The sequence below is a fragment of the Corallococcus caeni genome (genome assembly GCF_036245865.1).
GTDB classification, from domain to species: Bacteria; Myxococcota; Myxococcia; order Myxococcales; family Myxococcaceae; genus Corallococcus; species Corallococcus caeni.
In genome coordinates this window covers 175991-194024 of record NZ_BTTW01000005.1, presented here as the reverse complement: position 1 = coordinate 194024, position 18034 = coordinate 175991, and the positions used below count along the sequence as shown (strand labels likewise).

The window sequence follows — 18034 nt, the reverse complement described above, 5'->3', positions numbered from 1 at the left end:
CCCGGCCGGGGACCCGCTCCCCGGCCTTCAGCCCGTCACCGGCTCCGCGCCCATCAGCCCGCGCACCACCGCGGCCACGGCCAGCGGCGTCGCCACGCGGTCGTCGCTCAGCGCCGCCAGCGCCCGCGCGAACTGCTCCGCCGAGGAGAAGCGCTGCGACGGGTGCGGCGCGAACGCCCGGTCCAGCACCAGCGCCAGCGGATCCGACACCTCCGGCGCCACCATGCGCACGGGCGTCACCCGCAGGCCGCGGATGGAGGCCTCGACCTCGTCGGCCGTCCCTTCCGGGTAGGGCGACTCCAGCGACAGCAGCTCGTACAGCAGCACCGCCGCCGCCCACAGGTCCACCGCCACGGAGACCTCGCCCGCCAGCAGCTCCGGCGAACGGTAGTTCTGCTTGCCCACGCGGCGCGGATCCAACGCCAGCCCCGCGCGCGAGCGGGCCACGCCGAAGTCCGCCAGCTTCACCTCGCCGCCGCGCGACAGGAGCACGTTGTGCGGAGACACGTCGCAGTGCACCACCGCCAGCGGCCGGCCCTTGGAGTTGGTGGCCGCGTGCGCGTACGCCAGCGCCTCCAGCACGTGGCGCACCATCATCACGGAGAGGTCGATGGGCAGCTCGATGCGACGGCGCCGGCACTGCGCCAGCACCCGCCCCAGGTCCGTGCCGTCCACCAGCTCCAGCGCCAGGTAGGGCCCATCCGCCAGCTCGCCGTACTCCCGGAAGCCCACGATGTGCGGATGCGCCAGGCACCGCGCCAGCTCCGCTTCATGCAGCAGCTGCTCGCGCGCCTCCGCGTCCCGCAGGCGCTCCGGCCGCACGCGCTTGAGGGCCACCTCCTCGCCCGCCAGCGGCCCCTGGAGCATCCGCGCGCGGAACACCTCCGCGTTGCCGCCCCGCCCCAGCCGCGACAGCAGCTGGAAGCGCCCCAGGTCGCGCGGCCACTCCGGCGTCGGGCCTTCCTCCAGCGTCACGCCTTCTCTCCCACCAGGCTCGCCAGGTACCCGTCCAGCGTCGCCGCGAAGGTGGCGTCGTCGCTCAGGAAGGCCAGCCCCACGCCCCCCGTGTACGGCGCGTCCACCACATGCACCACCAGCGCCTCGCCCTGCAGCCGCTGGCCGTTGGGCAGCTTCACGTCCACCGTGACGACGCTGTCCTGCGGCGGGCGGTGCGCCGTGCGCACGAAGAGTCCACCGTTGCTGATGTTCAGCGCGTGCTCGCGCACGAAGTCCAGCTCCGTGCGGAACTCCATCTCCAGCTTCACGGCGAAGCGCCGGGCCCGGCGCTGGGGCTCGTCTCCAGCGCCCGACGGCGATGGATCCGCGGCCGCGTCCGTCTCCGGCGCGCGGTACGACTCGCCTCCGCTCGCGCTGGGGGCGGCCGGCGGCGCGGGCGGCGCTTCTGCGAGCGGCGTGGACAGGGGCGCGGGCTCGGGCGCGGCGGGCAGGGGACCTCGCGCGGACAGGGCCTCCAGGTGCTGCCGCAGCTCCTGCGCGGCCTGCGTGCGCTCGGTGCCGGAGAACGGCGTGCCGCCCGCCAGCGTGCGCGAGCGCAGCGCGTCCCGCTCCGCCTTGGGCAGCCGCCACAGCTCCACGAACGTGCCGCCGCTCTTGCGCACTTCCTCGCCCAGCCGCTCCACCGCCGCGCGCGGATAGCCGGGCACCTCGACCTTCACCTCCAGCGCGCCGGCCTCGTCGCGAAACGCCACCACCAGCTGCATGGACTGCGCGGACGGCATGAGCGCGCCCAGGCCCTCCACCACGGCTGCCGCCTTCTCTGGCGAAGCCGCTCCCCCCCATACCGCCGCAAGACCGAAGACAGGCACGGAGCGGAAGATAACCGAGCCCTCCTGGCCCCCGTAAAGACAGTGCAGTCGGAAACAGGCGACAGCGCTGCACGCCAAGTTTACGAATCGTGATGCGACCTCGGCCCGGGGGCGTACCTACATCGGAATCAGACGCGTGGCCCTCTATGCTGTCCGGTGTTCTCCGTAACCCCCCTTCCCGGAGTGCAGACCCCGTATGCGCAATTGGATCCGACTCTTTTCGGGCACGCTGCTCGCCGCCACGCTCGTGGCGGGTTGTGGTGGCACTGACCCGGACCCCGGCCCTGGCACCGACCCCAACCCCACCACCGACGGGGGCTTCGACGGCGGCAACGACGCGGGCTTCGACGCCGGCTTCGACGCCGGCTACGTCGAGGACGCGGGCGTCATCGTCGACCCCGACCCCGACCCCGGCGAAGTCGCGACGGACCCTTATGATCCGACCAACGCGACGAAGGACTCGGACTGCGACGGCCTGTCGGACCAGGAGGAGTTCTCCACCGTCTACACCGGTGGCCTGAAGACGAACCCCGGTCTGCGCGACAGCGACGGCGACGGCATTCGCGACGGCGTGGAGGTGGGCCGCACCACGAGTGTGAATCCCGCGTGCTCCTTCTACCCGGATCAGGACCCCGCCTCGCGCACCTCGCCGGTGAAGGCGGACACGGACGGGGACGGGCTGCCGGACGGCCTGGAGGACGCCAACCGCAACGGCAAGCGCGACCTCACGGAGACGGACCCGAACACCGCGGACTCCGACGGTGACGGCCTCACGGACGGCGTGGAGGACGCGAACAAGAACGGCTCGGTGAGCCCCGGCGAGACGGATCCGCGCCTGCGCGACAGCGACGGCGACGGCCTGCCGGACGGACTGGAGACGCGGACCGGCACGGATCCGCTCAAGCCCGACACGGACGGCGACACCTGCGCGGACGGCGCCGAGGACGTGAACAAGAACGGCCAGGTCGACCCGGGTGAGAAGAACCCGCGCGTGGCGGACTGCGCCGCGGCCGTGCCCGACGCGGACTTCGACGGCATCCCCGACTCGGTGGAGGACGCCACCGGCACCAACAAGAACAAGGCCGACACGGACGGCGACGGCGTGGCGGACGGCGTGGAGGACACGAACAAGAACGGCCGCGTGGAGCCCGGTGAGACGGACCCGCGCCTGACGGACACGGACTGCGACGGGCTCCAGGACGGCGCCGGCCGCGACGGCTTCCTCGGCGAGGACCCCAACTCCAACGGCCAGGTGGATCCCGGCGAGACGGACCCCACCAACCCGGACAGCGACGGCGACGGCCTGCTCGACGGCGTGGAGCGTGGCGTGACCACGGCCGCGGCCCCGCGCAACAACTGCGGCTACTCGGGCGACGCGGACCCCGCGACGACGACGGACCCCAACAAGGCGGACTCCGACGGCGACGGCATCCCCGACGGCGCGGAGGACTCCAACCAGAACGGCCGCGTGGATCCGGGCGAGCTCAACCCGAAGGACCCCAGTGACGGCGCGGCCACCACGCCCGCCGGCAAGGCGTGCAGCGTGCAGAACCTGCGCACGGTGACGTTCAAGGAGGACAGCGGCGCGGACCTGCGGCTCGCGCTGCCCAACACCTTCAAGAGCGCCAACCTGGTCAACCTCACGGCCAACGGTCAGACCGTGGGCGTGATGGGCTGGGACGACACGAAGCAGGTGACGTTCATCGCGTACAAGCGCGGCCAGGTGGGCACCTCCACCACGCCCGCGGGTGACGAGGCGGGCATCCGCACCGGCGCGGCGCTGCTGGCGGCCGCGGACGTGGAGTTCACGCAGACCTTCACCACCTGGGACGGCTTCCCCGCGGCGGTCGCCCGCTACGGCGTCACCGGCACCACGGAGCTGAAGGCGTTCACCAACGCGCTGGCGCGGCAGCTGGCGCCCACCAGCGCGGGCGCCTTCACCGGCTCCGCGGGCGTCAACGGCCCGTTCAAGATTCAAGCGCAGTACGTGCACCGCTCCAACGCGAGCGTGGTGACGGTGCTCGCCATCACGCCGACGGCCCGTTACAACGAAGGGGGCAGCCTCTTCACGATGGCGGACACGGCGGGCGGCTCCGCGCTGGCGCAGTTCGGCGACGCGGACGCGGTGCAGTGCGAGGTCTTCACCGGCAACACCGCGGTGGTGGACTTCCTCTTCGTGGTGGACGACAGCGGCTCCATGGCGACGTCGCAGACCTTCCTCGCCGGCGCGGCGACGGCGGTGGCCAACAAGCTGGCCAACGCCACGCTGGACTGGCGCCTGGGCATGGTCACCACGGCGTACACGGGCAACGGCCCCAACAACGGCGTGCTGCGCGCCTTCACGCAGAACATCGACCAGTTCAAGTCGTGGCTCACCCAGAACGCGGTGTGCAACAGCAACGTGTGCGCGGTGAAGGGGGGCACCACCCAGAACCCGACGTACACGCCGCTGCCCAACACCACCTGCGCCAGCGACAAGGAGTGCTGGACGGGCATTGGCGGTGACGGCACCGAGCGCCCGCTGGAGGCGGCTCGCAAGGCCATCAACGACCTGACCGCGGCGGGCGGCACGGCGGCGACGCGCATCCGTCCGGGCGCGAAGGTGGTGGTCGTCGTCCTCACGGACACGCGCGACCAGTCCTCCAGCACCGTGGCGGACTACACGGCGTACTTCCTCAACACGGGCACCACCGCGGGGACGACGAAGAACCCGCTCAACGCGCCCATCCAGATGCACGGCATCATCTGCCCGCCGGAGAAGGCCACCGCGGACACGGCCACCTGGTGCCGCACGGACGAGGACCCGCGCAACCCGCGCCACCTGGACGTCATCCAGGCCACGGGCGGCGTGTCCGGCAGCATCCGGGACAACACCTCCATCACCAACACCATCAACGCCATCGTGGACAGCGTCATCGCGTCCGTGGGCTACAAGACGCTCAAGCCGCCGATTGGCGCCTCGATGAAGGTGGCGGTGGCGGAGGTGGCGGATGCCTCCCTGTGCCCCAGCATCGGGGACCTGCCGCGCAGCCGCACCCACGGCTTCGACGTGGACGGCATCAACCGCACCGTGTCCTTCTACGGCGCGTGCCGTCCGAAGCAGTCCGGTTTGACGCAGGCGGCGGTGTCGTACCGCTACTGGATCGACCGCACCGCCAAGCCGGACGGCAACCCGCCGCCGTGCGCGTCCGACACGCAGTACTACAACCCGAACGACCCGGACTACTGCGACGGCAAGCTCGTCTGCAACCGCACGACGGACAAGTGCGAGTGCCCGGCGGACTGCGGTGGCACGGCGCCCCCGGGCCAGGTGTGCAACACGGACCGCGCGGTGTGTGACTTCACCTGTGCGCAGGACTGCGGCGGCACGTGCGGCACCTTCGAGACGTGCAACACGGCTGCCTGCTCGTGCAGCTGCGTGCAGTCCGCGACCTGCGCGGCGGGCTACAAGTTCGACGCCAACGCCTGCGGCTGCGTCTGCGACACGGGCGCGCTCAACTGCGGCACCGGCTTCGGCGCCGACCCGGGCCTGTGCGCCTGCGTCTGCAAGCCGGACTGCGGCGGCTGCGCGCCGGGCTTCCAGTGCAACGTCAGCGCGTGCGCCTGCGAGAAGCCCATCGGCTAGCCGTGAATGAAAACGCGCTCCCGGTGCCTCATGGACCGGGAGCGCGGCGGTGACTGAAGGCCGTGCCTCCGAAGCCCCCGCTCCGCGACGCCCCCTCGAGGGGAAGCGGGCCGGGGGCTTCTTCTTGCCGTTACTTCACGGTCCCCAGGCTCGGAGGCGCGCTGGCGGTGCGGTACACGGGGTAGAGGCCCAGGCGCTCGTCCCAGGTCGGGTGGAGCTCGGCGAAGAAGCGCAGGCGCGCGCGCGGGTCCTTGGCGAAGGCCGGGTCCTTCAGCCGCTCCTGGAAGGCGGCCTTCACGCCCGCGTCCTTCGCGAGCAGCTCCCGGGCCCAGGGCTCCAGCACGTAGTCCTCGATGTATTCCTTCTGCTCGAAGTGGGCGTTGAAGAAGCCCCACGCCAGCAGCGAGTCCGGCCCCGCGGGCTCGAAGAGGTGCGCCACCAGCTGCACGTTCTTCTGCGCCACCGGCACGTAGAGCGTCCCCGCGGGCAGGTCCTGCGTGTCCGGCTTCCAATCGCCCCTGGCGGTGAGCCCCTGGCGGCTCTCGTTGGAGCGCGCCTGGAACTGGAAGTCCTTGGAGCGGAACGACTCCACCTTCGCGGCGGGCACCGCGCGGGGGAGGCGCTGGAACGCGATGCCGTGCGCGGCCAGCTTGGGCGCGACCCACGCGGCGTGCGCGGCGGACACCAGGTAGCCGCCCGCGGGCAGCGTCGCGGTGACGGCGGGCTGGATGTCCGGCGCGTACGGCACCTTCCACGTCTGGGGCTTCGTGTCGTCGTAGCGGATGTACGGCTGGCCGGAGACGTCCGACGGGCCGCGCTCGTAGGCGTAGCCCTTGAACTCAATCGTCTCCCGCTTGGGCGTGCTCTCCCAGCCGAGCACCACCTCCCGCACCTGGCCGGCCACGGCCTTCTGGTCCTCCGCCTTCACGGCGGCCTGGAGCGCGGCGCCGTCGCGGGCCACGAGCCGCAAGAGCCCCTCCAGCACGTCGCGGGTGGCCTTCACGCGCTGGGCGTAGCTCTTCCAGGAGTGCGTCTCCACGAGCACGCCGAAGCGGTGGTGCACGGACCAGAAGGCATGGCTGAAGCGCGGCGGGGGGACGCCGTAGGCGAAGCCGCTGGTGGGGTCGTCATCCTTCTGGAAGGACGGGTAGAAGCGCAGCGGCTGGTGGCCTTCGGCGGTGAGGCCGGTGAAGAGCTCGTCCACCAGCTTGGTGCCCAGCTCGCGCAGCGCGGGCGGGCCGGACTTCTGCGGCTCCAGGCCCACGGACACGTCGGGTTCGAACTTCGCGCCGTCGGTGACGTGCAGGTCCACGTAGACCAGCGGGTCCCACGCGTTGAGGTACTTGAGCAGCAGCACCATCTCCGGCGCGTCCGCCTTCACGTAGTCCCGGTTGAGGTTGAGGTTCTGGCCGGTGACGCGGAAGCCCATCTCCTCCGGGCCCACCTGGTTGGGGCGGTGGTTGGGGTTGAAGCGCTCATGGCCGTCCACGTTGAAGACGGGCACGAAGACGGCGGTGACGCCCTTGAGCAGGTCCGGCACGGAGGCCCGGTTCTGGAGCGCGTCGCGCAGCAGCCAGTAGCCGGCGTCCTTGCCGTCGATTTCACCCGCGTGGATGCCGCCCTGGAAGAAGACGACGGGCCGCCCCTTCCTGCGCGCGGCGTCCGCGGTGAGGGTGCCGTCCTGGCTGACGACGAGCGCCACCATCGGGCGGCCCTCCGGCGTGGTGCCCAGCGTGTCGCAGCGGGCCTTGCCGGGGAACGCCTTGGGGAAGGCGCGGCAGAGGCTCTCTGCTTCCGCGTAGCGGCCGGTGCGCTTCCAGCCGCTCTGTTCGGAGAGGGAGGTGAGAGGAGGTGGAGCCTGCGTGAGGACCAGGGCGGCGAGGGTGGGCAGGAGCATGCCCGCTTGAGACCACAAGCCCCGCCAGCGCTCAACCGTGCCGCACGGTGTGTGTGCCACCCACGGGCAACACGTGCACGCGGTCGCGCGGCCAGCCCCGGCGCAGCCACTCCGCGTCCAGGCGGACGGGCGGCTCGTCGAGCGGCTCGTCGGTCAGCTTGAACGTGCCCCAGTGCATGGCGAAGAAGGCCATGGCGCCCAGGTCCTCGAAGGCCTGCACCGCCTCCTCCGGGTTCATGTGCTGCAGCCGCATGAACCACGCGGGGTCGTAGGCGCCAATGGGCAAGAGCGCCGCGTCCAGCTTGGGGAAGCGCGCGCCAATCTCCTTGAAGCCCTGGAAGTAGGCGGTGTCGCCGGAGTGGTAGACGCGCGCGCTGGAGCCCTCCACCACGAAGCCGCCCCAGAGCATCTCGTTGGCGTCGTTCAGGCCGCGGCGGCTCCAGTGCTGCGACGGCACGTAGTGCACGCGCACGGGCCCCACCTGCGTGGACTCCCACCAGTCCAGCTCCTGGAAGGACAGGCCCTGGCCCTGGAACACCGGCGCGTGGCCCAGGCCGGTGATGACGCGGGCGCCCACCTGCTTGAGCGTGGGCAGGTCCAGGTGGTCGTAGTGGTTGTGGGACACGAGGCTCGCGTCGATGCGCGGCAGCTTCTCCACCGGCACGCCGGGCGGCACGTTGCGGCGGATGATGACGTTGATGGCGTCGCGCAGCACCGGGTCGATGAGCAGCGACACGCCGTCCAGCTGCACCAGCCAGCTCGCGTGGCCCAGCCAGGTCAGGCGGGCGCCCTCGCCCGGGGCGGGCGGGGTGGCGAGCACGGCCAGGTCCGGCTCCACGTGCGGCACGACGGCGCGCGCGGGCGAACCGCGGCGCTTGCCCAGGAGCTTGTCCGTGACGGCCCACTTGAAGACGCGGGTGAAGGCCTGCGGTCCGCTGCCATCCAGGTTCTTGAAGCGCATCGCCATGAGTGGTTCCCGGCAACGGGTGTCCCCCAAGGATGGGCCCGCGCCTCTTCTTCCGAGTCATGCTCGGCAGGAGGGGAGGGGCGCAAGGGGAATGCGGCACCGGCGGTCCGCGAAAGGACATGGGCCGGGCGCGGGCCCGGGGCCGCGCCGTATAAGAGGGCTTCCCATGGGACCTGTCTCCGGCACCACGACCCGCAGGGTGTTGCTCGCGTTCGGCGCGCTGGTGGCGCTGTTCGCGGCGGCGTCGGGCTATGCGCTCGGCCGGCTGTCGGACATCCACGAGGGCACGCATGCGCTGCGCGAGGTGGGCGGCCGGGCACGCGAGGCGCGCGAGCTGGCCACGGCGGTGAGGGATCAGTACGCGCACCTGGCGCACACCATCATCCTGGGCAACGACAGCCACCGGCGCTTCCACGCGGAGGCCCGCGCGCGGGTGGAGGCTCTGACGCGGCGGCTGGCGGAGCACGCGCGCGACGCGGACGAGCGCGCCGCGGTGGCGGACATCCAGGCGTCGGGCGACGCGCTGGACACGCTCTACCGGGACACGCTCCTACCCGCGGTGATGGCGAAGGACGCTGCCGCGGTGGAGGCGGCGCATGGGCGGGCGCTGGAGTGGGTGTCGCGCATCCAGGCGCGGGTGGACGCGCTGACGGCGGGCTCGGACGCGTCCATGGCGGCCTTCGAGTCGCACGTGGGCACGGTGGAGCGCGACAGCTTCCGCTGGGCGCTGCTGCTGCTGGGCGGGGCCACGCTGTTCGCTGCCGGGGTGGGCGTGTACATCGGCAACTCGGTGGCGCGGCCGGTGGCGCGGCTGTCGGAGGGCGCGGCGCGGCTGGCGCGCGGTGACCTGGACGTGCGCATCCCGGAGGACGACCCGGGCGAGGTGGGCCAGCTGGCCGCGCAGCTCAACCGGATGACGGGGGCCCTGCGGGAGCACCAGGCGCGGCTGGTCCAGCACGAGAAGCTGGTGGGCATCGGCCGGCTGGCGGCGGGCGTGGCGCATGAAATCAACAACCCGCTGGGCGTCATCCTCGGGTACGTGCGGCTGTTGCAGCGGCGGGCGGAGGGCGCGCTCGCGGAGGACCTGCGCGTGGTGGAGGAGGAGGCGGTGCGCTGTCAGGACATCGTGGAGGGGCTCCTGGACCTGGCGCGGCCGGGGCGCGGGCCGCTGGAGCCGGTGGCGCTGCGCGACGCGTGCGAGGAGGTCGTCTTGCGCCTGCGCGAAGCCACGCGCCTGGGGCCCCAGGGCTCGGTCTCGGTGGAGGTGCACGGCCAGGGCACCGCGTGGGCGCAGGCGCCCCGGTTGCGGCAGGTGCTGCTCAACCTGGTGAAGAACGCGGCGGAGGCGGCGGGGGAGGGAGGCCGGGTGGAGGTGCGCATCGCGGCGGACGCGGATGGCGCGTCGCGCGTGGCGGTGTCGGACTCGGGGCCCGGGATGTCGTCCGAGGCCCGGGCGCGGCTGTTCGAGCCGTTCTTCACGACGAAGCCCTCCGGCACGGGGCTGGGGCTCGCGGTGAGCCAGGCCATCGCGGAGGCGCACGGCGGCCGCATCGACGTGGACGCAGGGCCCCTGGGCGGCGCGCGCTTCACGCTGTCGCTGCCCGCCCCGTCGCGTGAGCAGGAGGCGGCGGCATGAGCGACGCGAAGCCCTCCGTCCTCGTCGTGGACGACAAGGAGAACATGCTCAAGCTGTTCGCGCGCATCCTCGGGGACGCGTACGCGGTGACGACCGCGCCCGATGGTGCGCAGGCGCTGGCCCTGCTCTCCGCGCGCGCGTTCGACGTGGTCGTCACCGACATCCAGATGCCGGGCGCGGACGGCTTCACGGTGCTGCGCGAGGTGAAGCGGCGCGCGCCGGACACGGAGGTCCTCCTCGTCACCGCCTACGCGAGCGTCCCCAAGGCCGTGGAGGCCATCAAGGAAGGCGCGTACGACTACCTGTCCAAGCCCTTCGACCCGGACGACGTGGCCCTCGTCGTCGCCCGCGCCCTGGAGCGCCAGCGCCAGCATCGCGAGGCCCGGGGGCTCGCCGCCCGCGTGGCGCGCATGCCCGACTTCCACGGCCTGCGCGGCACCAGCCCCGCGCTCCAGAAGACGCACGCCCTGCTCGCGCAGGTGGCGTCACGCGACCTCACGGTGGTGCTCACCGGCGAGACGGGCACCGGCAAGGAGCTGGCCGCCCGCGCGCTGCACCGCGAGAGCCCTCGCCGCGACAAGCCCTTCGTCGCGGTGAACTGCGGCGCGCTGCCGGCGGAGCTGGTGGAGAGCGAGCTCTTCGGCCACGCGCGCGGCGCGTTCACCGGCGCGACGGGCGCGAAGGCCGGCCTCTTCGAGGAGGCCCACGGCGGCACGCTCTTCCTGGACGAGGTGGGGGACCTGCCGCTGCCCGTGCAGGTGAAGCTCAACCGCGCGCTCCAGGAGAAGGAGATCCGCCGCGTGGGCACCACCACGCCGGTGACGGTGGACGTGCGCGTGGTCGCGGCCACGCACCGGGACCTCGCGGAGGAGGTGGCGCAAGGCCGCTTCCGCGAGGACCTCTACTACCGGCTGGGCGGCGTGATGGTGCGGATGCCCGCCCTGCGCGAGCGGCGCGAGGACATCGCGCCGCTCGCCATGCACTTCCTCGCCGCCGCGAACCGGTCGGAGCTGGAGGGCTTCACCCCCCAGGCCCTCCAGGCCCTCACCGCCGCGCCCTGGCCCGGCAACGTGCGGCAGCTCCAGAATGCGGTGGCGCGCGCGGCGGCGGTGGCGGTGGGCCCCCGCATCACCCCGGAGGACCTGCCGCCCGAGCTCGGCACGGCGCGTGCCCCCGCGGCCCCGGGACCGCTGCCCGCGGAGGCCCTGGCGAAGCAGCCCTACCGCGAGGCGGTGGACCGCGTGCGCGACGCCGTGTCGCGCGACTACCTCACCGCGCTGATGCAGGAGTTCTCCGGCAACGTCACCCACGCGGCCGAGCGCGCGGGCATGGAGCGCGAGAGCCTGCACCGCCTGCTCAAGCGCTACGGCGTGCGCACGGAGGACTTCAAGCGCGGGGACTGACGGCGGCTAGCGGGGCTCGTGCTGAGCGAGCACCTTGTCCAGCGCCTCCGCCTGCGCGCGCACGTCCGCGTCCGGGGCCTTCATCGCCCTGGCGGCGTGCGTGCGGGCCCGCGCGGCCTCCGTCTTCGCCAGCGCCATGGCCATGCACAGGTTCGCCTTCGGGTGATCCGGAGCGGCCGCGAGCGCGGGCTTGAGGACGGCGGCGGCCTGCTCATCCTCCTGCTTCTCCAGGAGGTACATGGCCAGGGCACAGGCCGGCTCCGCCGCCGAGGGCTCCTGCCTCAGCGCCTCCCGCAGCAGCTCCGTGGCGAGGTCGCGCTCACCGTGTTCGTCCAGCCCGTACGCCATGTCGCGGAGCTCTTCCACGGAAGCGTCCCCCTGCCGCTTCGCCTGCTCCACCAGACGCTGCGCGTTCTCCAGGTTCCCGGCGCGCAGTTGCTTGATTCCTTCGGAATACAGGGGGTTTCCCACGGTGTCCTCCAGTGCACCACGCGGTGTGTTGCACACATTCTGCGCGACTTTGGTGGAAGGGCCGCAACTTTGGGGAGGCGGTTTCCGAAAAATCGAGAAGACTTCTCCCCCAGGCCCCCATGATCATCCGCAACAACCCCGTCCGCCAGCCGCTGACCTCCGGTACGGAGTCCACCGCCGCGCGCCCCGCCCCCACCGCGCGCAACGTGGTGAAGGACTCCTTCTCCTCCGGCACCGCCGCCGCCCAGCGCACGGGCGCCGTCACGGGCGCGCCTCCGGGCGACCACGGCAAGCTGATGAGCGAGTACCTCACCGGCGCGCGCCCGCCCCCGGCGGACTTCGAGAAGGTCATGGGCTACAAGCCCTACGCCATCCAGACGCCGCACGGCCAGCGCATGCAGGATCCGCTCGGCGACGCCTCCGTCCCCGGCAAGATCGGCCCGGACAAGGAGTTCGACCCGGCGGCCAAGACGCACGACTACGGCTACGACCTGCTGCGTTACTACGACCGCAAGGGCACGCCGCTGAAGCCGGAGGCCCGCAAGGCCGCGGACGCGCAGTTCCGCAGGGACATGTTCGACTACGCGAACGACCAGAAGGGTGCGATGGCGAAGTTCAAGTTCCGCGCGTGGGCGCAGATCTACGCCACCGCGGTGGAGCTGAACTCGCGCGTGCAGGGCTACGGCCCTCCGTAGTCGCAGGGAGTCGCAAGGAGTCGCATGACGGAGGCTGAAGGGCCAGACGCCGCGGGGCTGCCCCCGGAGCGTGACGAGGTGGTGGCGGCGCTCCTGGCCCACCAGCGCCGCTTCCTCGCCTTCGTGGAGCGGCGCGTGGGCAGCAGGGCCGTCGCGGAGGACCTCCTCCAGACGGCCTTCGCCCGCACCCTGGAGAAGGGCGGGGCGCTGAAGGACGGCGAGGGCGCGGTGGCGTGGTTCTACCGCCTCCTGCGCAACGCCCTCGTGGACCACCACCGCCGGCAGGCCGCGGAGGGACGCGCGCTGGAGGTGGAGGCGCGCGACGCGGACGGCGCCACCGACGACCTGGAGCTCAAGGGCGCGGTGTGCGCGTGCCTCACGGAGCTGCTGCCCACGCTCAAGCCCGAGTACGCCCGGCTGGTGCGCCAGGTGGACCTGGAGGGGCGCGCGGTGCCGGACGTGGCGCGCGAAGTGGGCATCACCGCCAACAACGCGGGCGTGCGGCTGCACCGCGCGCGGCTCGCGCTCAAGCGTTCGCTGGAGCGAGGCTGCGGCGCGTGCGCGGCGCACGGCTGCCTGGACTGCTCCTGCAAGCCCCGCCGCTGAAGCGGTCGCTCAGGGGCAGGTCGCCGCGTCGTCGTTGCCGCCGATGTTCACGCCCGTCACCGGGTCGCCCTGGAACACGCTCGCCAGGAGCGCGGTGGCTTGGCACGTGGGCAGCTTCGCGTTGTCCACGACGACGAAGGCCCCCGACACGCGCGCCAGCTCCGGCAGCCCGAAGCCCGTGAGCGCCGCGTTGCCCTGGAGGCTGAGGAAGTCCAGCTCGCGCAGCAGCGTCAGGTCCCCCAGGGACATGAGCGCCGCGTTGCCCAGCGACTCCAGCGTGTTCAGCCGGGTCAGCTGGCTGAAGCCCTCCAGCGACGTCAGCACGGGGTTGCCCGCGGCCACCACCGCGCTCACGCTTTTCAGAAGGGGCAGGCGGTGCACGCGCTGGAGCTTCTCGTTGTACCTCACGTTGAAGTCCTGCGTGACCTGCTCCAGCACGGGCATGTTCCCCGCGCTCACCAGATCCTTGTTGCCCTGGATGAAGATGCGGCCCGCGTAGGAGAGGCGGGTGAACCCCGACGTGTCCGTCAGCCGGGGGTTGCCGATGAGGTGCAGCTCGCCCACGGAGCCGAGCCCGGCCAGCGGGTGCAGCACCTCCAGGGCGCTGTTCTCGCGCAGCTCCAGCGTGCCGTCCACGCGGGTCAGCTTCTCCAGGCCGGAGGGCGCCGGCATCCCCGCGTTGCCCGTCAGGCGCACGTCTCCGTGCACCCGCGCCAGGTTCACGAAGGGCGTCCGGTCCATCCGGAGGTTGTCCTTGATGACGAGCGACCCCTGGAGCACGACGACCCGGGGCAGCGGACCGGGCTCCACCATCGCGTTGTTCGCGCGCAGGAAGATGCTGTCGCGGGGCTGCACCGCCGCCAGTCCCGCCAGCGTGGGGAGCATGGGGTTGTCCTCCACGAAGAGGCTGCGCTCGACCCACAGGACGGCGCCCGACGCCCCGCCCAGCGCGAGGGCGTCCAGCCGGGCGTTGGAGCGCACCGCCACGTCGCCCCCCACGAAGTGCAGCGCGGGCAGGGACAGCCGCCGCAGGCTGGAGTTGCCCTTCACCGTGAGGCTCCCCTGGATGACGGCCAGCGAGGGGAGCGACGCGTCGGCGAGCGTGGGCGCGGAGAGGGTCAGCGTGCCCCGGAGGTGCGTGACGCCCTCCAGCGCGACCAGGTCCGCGGGGTCCGCGATCACGAAGCTCCCATCGTGCACGCGCGTGGCCTGGCACACGTACACCGTCGACGCGAAGCCGGCGGGATCCAGCGCACCGTCGTCGTCCCGGTCCTCGAAGGCCTCCACGCGCGTGCCACCCCGGGGGCAGTTCGGCCCCGCGGGCTCGGCCTGCTGACGGAGCTTCAGGTCGGCCGCGGCCAGCCCGCAGGCGTAGTCCGTGGCCGCGATCTCCGACGTCGTGAGCGCGGAGTCGCCGTCCAGGTCGGGGCCGGCCTCCACCGCGGCGCCTCCTCCGTCGTCGCCGTCGCACGGCGCGGCGAAGGCCGGCAGCGCGCGCACGCGCGACAGGACGGGGGCCGCCTCGTTGCAGGCGTACACCTCCTGGGAGATCTCCTCCTCCTCCAGCAGCCCGTTGGCGTTGACGTCATGGCCGGCGTGAGACACCTGACCGCCCTGGGGGCACCGCTCGCCCGGGGCCACCGGCCGCACGCGCAGGAGCACGTTGGAGACCGAGGTGGCGCAGACGAAGTCGGCGATGGCCACCTCCGCGTCGTCGAGCTGGCCGTTGGCGTTCCGGTCCAGCCCGGACTCCACGGCCTGGCCCCCCAGCGCGCAGTTCATGCCGTGGGGCTCCGCCCGCGAGCGGGTGCGGACCTTGGGGATGGCGTCGTCGCAGACGTACTCGGTGGCGGTGACCTCCGCGTCGTCCAGCTCCCCGTCGCGGTCCTGGTCGAGGCCGGTCAGGACCGCGTCGCCGCCGAACTCGCAGTGCTCGCCAGGAGGCTCCGCGCGCACCCGGGTCATCGCGTCGCGCTGGGTGAGCTCCGACAGGTCGATGGCATCACAGCCGCTGACGAGCAGGGCCATCGCCGCTCCCCATGTCCCCCACATGCGTCGCATTCGATGCCCTCTCTGGTCGGGCCCCGACCGTGCCTCCCAGGCCATACGGAGGGAGTGGATTTTCCGGGCAATTTCCCCGGCGGGTGCGGTGGGCCCAACGTGCAATGCCCCGGAAATCCAGGCTGCCGGGGCTGCCTCCTACCGGAAAAGGCCCCGGGCGGACAAATCCCCCGGCCTGCCTGGCGCCCCGCCCTCCAGTGGAAGGAGCGGGGCCACACGGGGGCGGGGAGGGGGCGGATTACGCATGTGTAAGAGCGCGCCGGGTGCCGCGTTGGCCCGGGGAAAGGAGGCTCCACCATGACGCACCCCCATTCCCACTCTCATTCCGCCCCTTCGCCCCAGCCGCCCCCCCACGCCACGGAGGGAGGGCCGGCCATCGACCCCGTGTGCGGCATGGAGGTGGACCCGCGCGCCCCCAAGGGCGGCAGCTGGGAGCACGACGGCCACACCTGGTTCTTCTGCGGGCAGAAGTGCCGCCAGCGCTTCCAGGCGGACCCCGGGCACTTTTTCCAGCCCCGGACGCCGCCACCCCCGGCCCCGCCGGGCGCCGTGTACGTGTGCCCCATGGATCCGGAGGTGCGCCAGGACGCGCCGGGGGCCTGCCCGAAGTGCGGCATGGCGCTGGAGCCGGAGGCTCCGCCCGCCCTCCAGACGCGCGTCGAGTACACCTGCCCGATGCACCCGGAGGTGGTGCGCGACGGGCCGGGCACCTGCCCGAAGTGCGGCATGGCGCTGGAGCCGCGCACGGTGACGGTGGAGGAGCCGCCGGACCCGGAGCTGCGCTCGATGACGCGGCGGTTCTGGGTGGGGCTGGCCCTGAGCGTGCCGCTGATGCTGCTGGGCATGTCGGACATGCTGCCGGGCCAGCCGGTGCAGCACGCGCTGTCGCCCGCGGCGCTCGTGTGGGCGCAGTTCGCGCTGGCGACGCCGGTGGTGCTGTGGGTGGGGGCGCCGTTCTTCCAGCGGGGCCTGGCGTCGGTGCGCAACCGGCACCTGAACATGTTCACGCTCATCGCGCTGGGCGCGGGCGCGGCGTACGTCTTCAGCGTGGCGGCCACGCTGTTCCCGCACCTGCTGCCGCAAGGCGCGCGCACGGGGCACGGCGGCACCGCGCCCGTGTACTACGAGGCCGCCGCCATCATCCTCACGCTGGTGGCGCTGGGGCAGGTGCTGGAGCTGCGCGCCCGCCACGCGACGTCCGGCGCGCTGCGGGCCCTGCTGTCGCTGGCCCCCGCCATGGCCAGGCACATCTCGGACGACGGCCACGAGGAGGACGTGCCGCTGTCCCAGGTGCACGTGGGGTGGCGCCTGCGCGTGCTCCCCGGCGGCAAGGTGCCGGTGGACGGCGAGGTGCTGGAGGGCGCGAGCGCGGTGGACGAGTCGCTCGTCACCGGAGAGCCCGTGCCGGTGGAGAAGGGGCCGGGCGCGAAGGTGACGGGCGGTACGGTGAACGGCACGGGCACGCTGGTGATGCGCGCGGAGCGCGTGGGCCAGGACACGCTCCTGTCGCGCATCGTCCAGCGCGTGGCCGAGGCGCAGCGCACCCGCGCGCCCATCCAGCGGCTGGCGGACCGCGTGGCCGGCATCTTCGTGCCCGCGGTCATCGCGGTGGCGGTGGTGACGGCCGCGGTGTGGGCGGTGTGGGGCCCGGAGCCCAGGCTCGCGCACGCGCTGGTGAACGCGGTGGCGGTGTTGATCATCGCCTGCCCGTGCGCGCTGGGCCTGGCCACGCCCATGTCCGTGATGGTGGGGACGGGGCAGGGCGCGCGCATGGGCGTGCTCATCCGCGACGCGGCGGCGCTGGAGCGGATGGCGGCGGTGGACACGCTGGTGGTGGACAAGACGGGCACGCTGACGGAGGGCAAGCCGCGCCTCGTGACGGTGGAGCCCGTGCCGGGCGTGGACGCCTCCGGACTCCTGCGCCAGGCCGCGAGCCTGGAGCGCGGCAGCGAGCACCCGCTGGCCGCCGCCCTGGTCGCGGGCGCCCGGGAGCGGGGCGTGTCCCCTGCCGGCGTGGAGGGCTTCCAGGCCGTGCCAGGGCAGGGCGTCCGGGGCCGCGTGGACGGCCGCGAAGTGGCGCTGGGCAACGCGGCGCTGATGCGGAGCCTGGGCGTGGAGGTGGAGGCGCTGACGGAGCGCGCGGAGGCGCTGCGCCACGAAGGCCAGACGGTGGTGCTGGTGTCGGTGGACGGCCGCGCGGCGGGGCTGCTGGGCGTGGAGGACCCGGTGAAGCCGTCCACGCCGGAGGCCCTGGCGCGGCTCAGGGCGGAGGGCCTGCGCGTGGTGATGCTGACGGGCGACAGTCCGACGACGGCGCACGCGGTGGCGCGCAGGCTGGGCATCACGGAGGTCATCGCGGGCGTGCAGCCGGACGCGAAGGGCGACGCGGTCAAGGCGCTGCAGGCCCAGGGGCGCGTGGTGGCCATGGCGGGCGACGGCGTGAACGACGCGCCGGCGCTCGCGAGGGCGGACGTGGGCATCGCCATGGGGACGGGCACGGACATCGCCATGGAGAGCGCGGGCGTGACGCTGGTGAAGGGCGACCTGCGGGGCATCGCGAGGGCACGCGCGCTGAGCCAGGCCGTGCTGCGCAACATCCGGCAGAACCTCTTCTTCGCCTTCGTCTACAACCTGTTGGGCGTGCCGCTGGCGGCGGGCGTGCTGTATCCCGTCCTGGGGCTGCTCCTGAGCCCGCTGTTCGCGAGCGCGGCGATGAGCCTCTCGTCGGTGTCCGTCATCGGCAACGCCCTGCGGTTGCGGCGCCTGGAGTTCTAGTCCGGGGCTGTCGGCCCGCCGGCCAGCCGGGCGCGCGCGGTGGGGTGGTGGGGCCCCCGCGCGTGCCCACCG

Annotated in this window: 12 protein-coding genes; 6 read left to right on the top strand and 6 right to left on the bottom strand. The window is 72.9% G+C overall.

From position 1 onward, the window contains the following. Positions 1–27: 27 nt before the first annotated feature. Positions 28–975, bottom strand: a complete 948-nt coding sequence (locus AABA78_RS22125; protein ID WP_338265446.1) for a serine/threonine-protein kinase — start codon at positions 973–975, stop codon at positions 28–30. Continuing rightward, positions 972–1760 carry a TIGR02266 family protein gene (locus tag AABA78_RS22120; protein ID WP_338266230.1) on the bottom strand — a complete coding sequence of 263 codons (789 nt, stop codon included), beginning with the start codon at positions 1758–1760 and terminating at the stop codon, positions 972–974. The genes AABA78_RS22125 and AABA78_RS22120 overlap by 4 nt, the downstream gene beginning before the upstream one ends. Before the next feature lie 262 nt (positions 1761–2022). On the opposite strand from AABA78_RS22120, the gene cglD reads away from it, so the two are divergent. Next, a complete protein-coding gene (gene cglD / locus AABA78_RS22115) occupies positions 2023–5451 on the top strand; it encodes an adventurous gliding motility lipoprotein CglD (protein ID WP_338265443.1) in 3429 nt (1142 codons plus the stop codon). 130 nt (positions 5452–5581) lie between these two features. Here cglD and AABA78_RS22110 read toward each other — a convergent pair whose 3' ends face one another. Both AABA78_RS22110 and AABA78_RS22105 read right to left on the bottom strand, forming a co-directional pair. Next, positions 5582–7348 (bottom strand): M14 family zinc carboxypeptidase, encoded by a 1767-nt coding sequence (locus tag AABA78_RS22110; protein WP_338265441.1) that lies wholly within the window; start codon positions 7346–7348, stop codon positions 5582–5584. A 31-nt stretch (positions 7349–7379) separates the two neighbouring features. Then, positions 7380–8315: an MBL fold metallo-hydrolase gene (locus AABA78_RS22105; protein ID WP_338265439.1), complete on the bottom strand. Its 936-nt coding sequence runs from the start codon at positions 8313–8315 to the stop codon at positions 7380–7382. A gap of 166 nt (positions 8316–8481) precedes the next feature. On the opposite strand from AABA78_RS22105, the gene AABA78_RS22100 reads away from it, so the two are divergent. Together AABA78_RS22100 and AABA78_RS22095 are read left to right on the top strand one after the other, a co-directional pair. Next, a complete protein-coding gene (locus AABA78_RS22100; protein WP_338265438.1) occupies positions 8482–9951 on the top strand; it encodes a sensor histidine kinase in 1470 nt (489 codons plus the stop codon). Further along, positions 9948–11354, top strand: a complete 1407-nt coding sequence (locus tag AABA78_RS22095; protein ID WP_338265437.1) for a sigma-54-dependent transcriptional regulator — start codon at positions 9948–9950, stop codon at positions 11352–11354. The genes AABA78_RS22100 and AABA78_RS22095 overlap by 4 nt, the downstream gene beginning before the upstream one ends. Before the next feature lie 6 nt (positions 11355–11360). Here the strand turns inward: AABA78_RS22095 and AABA78_RS22090 are convergent, their stop codons facing one another. Further along, a complete protein-coding gene (locus AABA78_RS22090) occupies positions 11361–11825 on the bottom strand; it encodes a hypothetical protein (RefSeq protein WP_338265435.1) in 465 nt (154 codons plus the stop codon). A 119-nt stretch (positions 11826–11944) separates the two neighbouring features. Here AABA78_RS22090 and AABA78_RS22085 point away from each other — a divergent pair, with 119 nt between their 5' ends. Both AABA78_RS22085 and AABA78_RS22080 read left to right on the top strand, forming a co-directional pair. After that, positions 11945–12520, top strand: a complete 576-nt coding sequence (locus tag AABA78_RS22085) for a phospholipase A2 family protein (RefSeq protein WP_338265433.1) — start codon at positions 11945–11947, stop codon at positions 12518–12520. 24 nt (positions 12521–12544) lie between these two features. Further along, complete coding sequence (locus tag AABA78_RS22080) at positions 12545–13126, top strand: RNA polymerase sigma factor (protein WP_338265431.1); 582 nt, start codon at positions 12545–12547, stop codon at positions 13124–13126. A 9-nt stretch (positions 13127–13135) separates the two neighbouring features. On the opposite strand, the gene AABA78_RS22075 is transcribed toward AABA78_RS22080, so the two are convergent. Beyond that, positions 13136–15154 (bottom strand): DUF7151 family protein, encoded by a 2019-nt coding sequence (locus tag AABA78_RS22075; RefSeq protein WP_338265430.1) that lies wholly within the window; start codon positions 15152–15154, stop codon positions 13136–13138. A 330-nt stretch (positions 15155–15484) separates the two neighbouring features. Here AABA78_RS22075 and AABA78_RS22070 point away from each other — a divergent pair, with 330 nt between their 5' ends. Further along, positions 15485–17962: a heavy metal translocating P-type ATPase gene (locus tag AABA78_RS22070; protein ID WP_338265427.1), complete on the top strand. Its 2478-nt coding sequence runs from the start codon at positions 15485–15487 to the stop codon at positions 17960–17962. Positions 17963–18034 lie beyond the last annotated feature (72 nt).

Coding starts and splice junctions, on each gene's coding strand:
- cglD (WP_338265443.1), top strand. CDS start 2,023: ATGCGCAATTGGATCCGACTCTTTTCGGGCACGCTGCTCGCCGCCACG.
- AABA78_RS22110 (WP_338265441.1), bottom strand. CDS start 7,348: ATGCTCCTGCCCACCCTCGCCGCCCTGGTCCTCACGCAGGCTCCACCT.
- AABA78_RS22105 (WP_338265439.1), bottom strand. CDS start 8,315: ATGGCGATGCGCTTCAAGAACCTGGATGGCAGCGGACCGCAGGCCTTC.
- AABA78_RS22100 (WP_338265438.1), top strand. CDS start 8,482: ATGGGACCTGTCTCCGGCACCACGACCCGCAGGGTGTTGCTCGCGTTC.
- AABA78_RS22095 (WP_338265437.1), top strand. CDS start 9,948: ATGAGCGACGCGAAGCCCTCCGTCCTCGTCGTGGACGACAAGGAGAAC.
- AABA78_RS22085 (WP_338265433.1), top strand. CDS start 11,945: ATGATCATCCGCAACAACCCCGTCCGCCAGCCGCTGACCTCCGGTACG.
- AABA78_RS22080 (WP_338265431.1), top strand. CDS start 12,545: ATGACGGAGGCTGAAGGGCCAGACGCCGCGGGGCTGCCCCCGGAGCGT.
- AABA78_RS22075 (WP_338265430.1), bottom strand. CDS start 15,154: ATGGCCCTGCTCGTCAGCGGCTGTGATGCCATCGACCTGTCGGAGCTC.
- AABA78_RS22070 (WP_338265427.1), top strand. CDS start 15,485: ATGACGCACCCCCATTCCCACTCTCATTCCGCCCCTTCGCCCCAGCCG.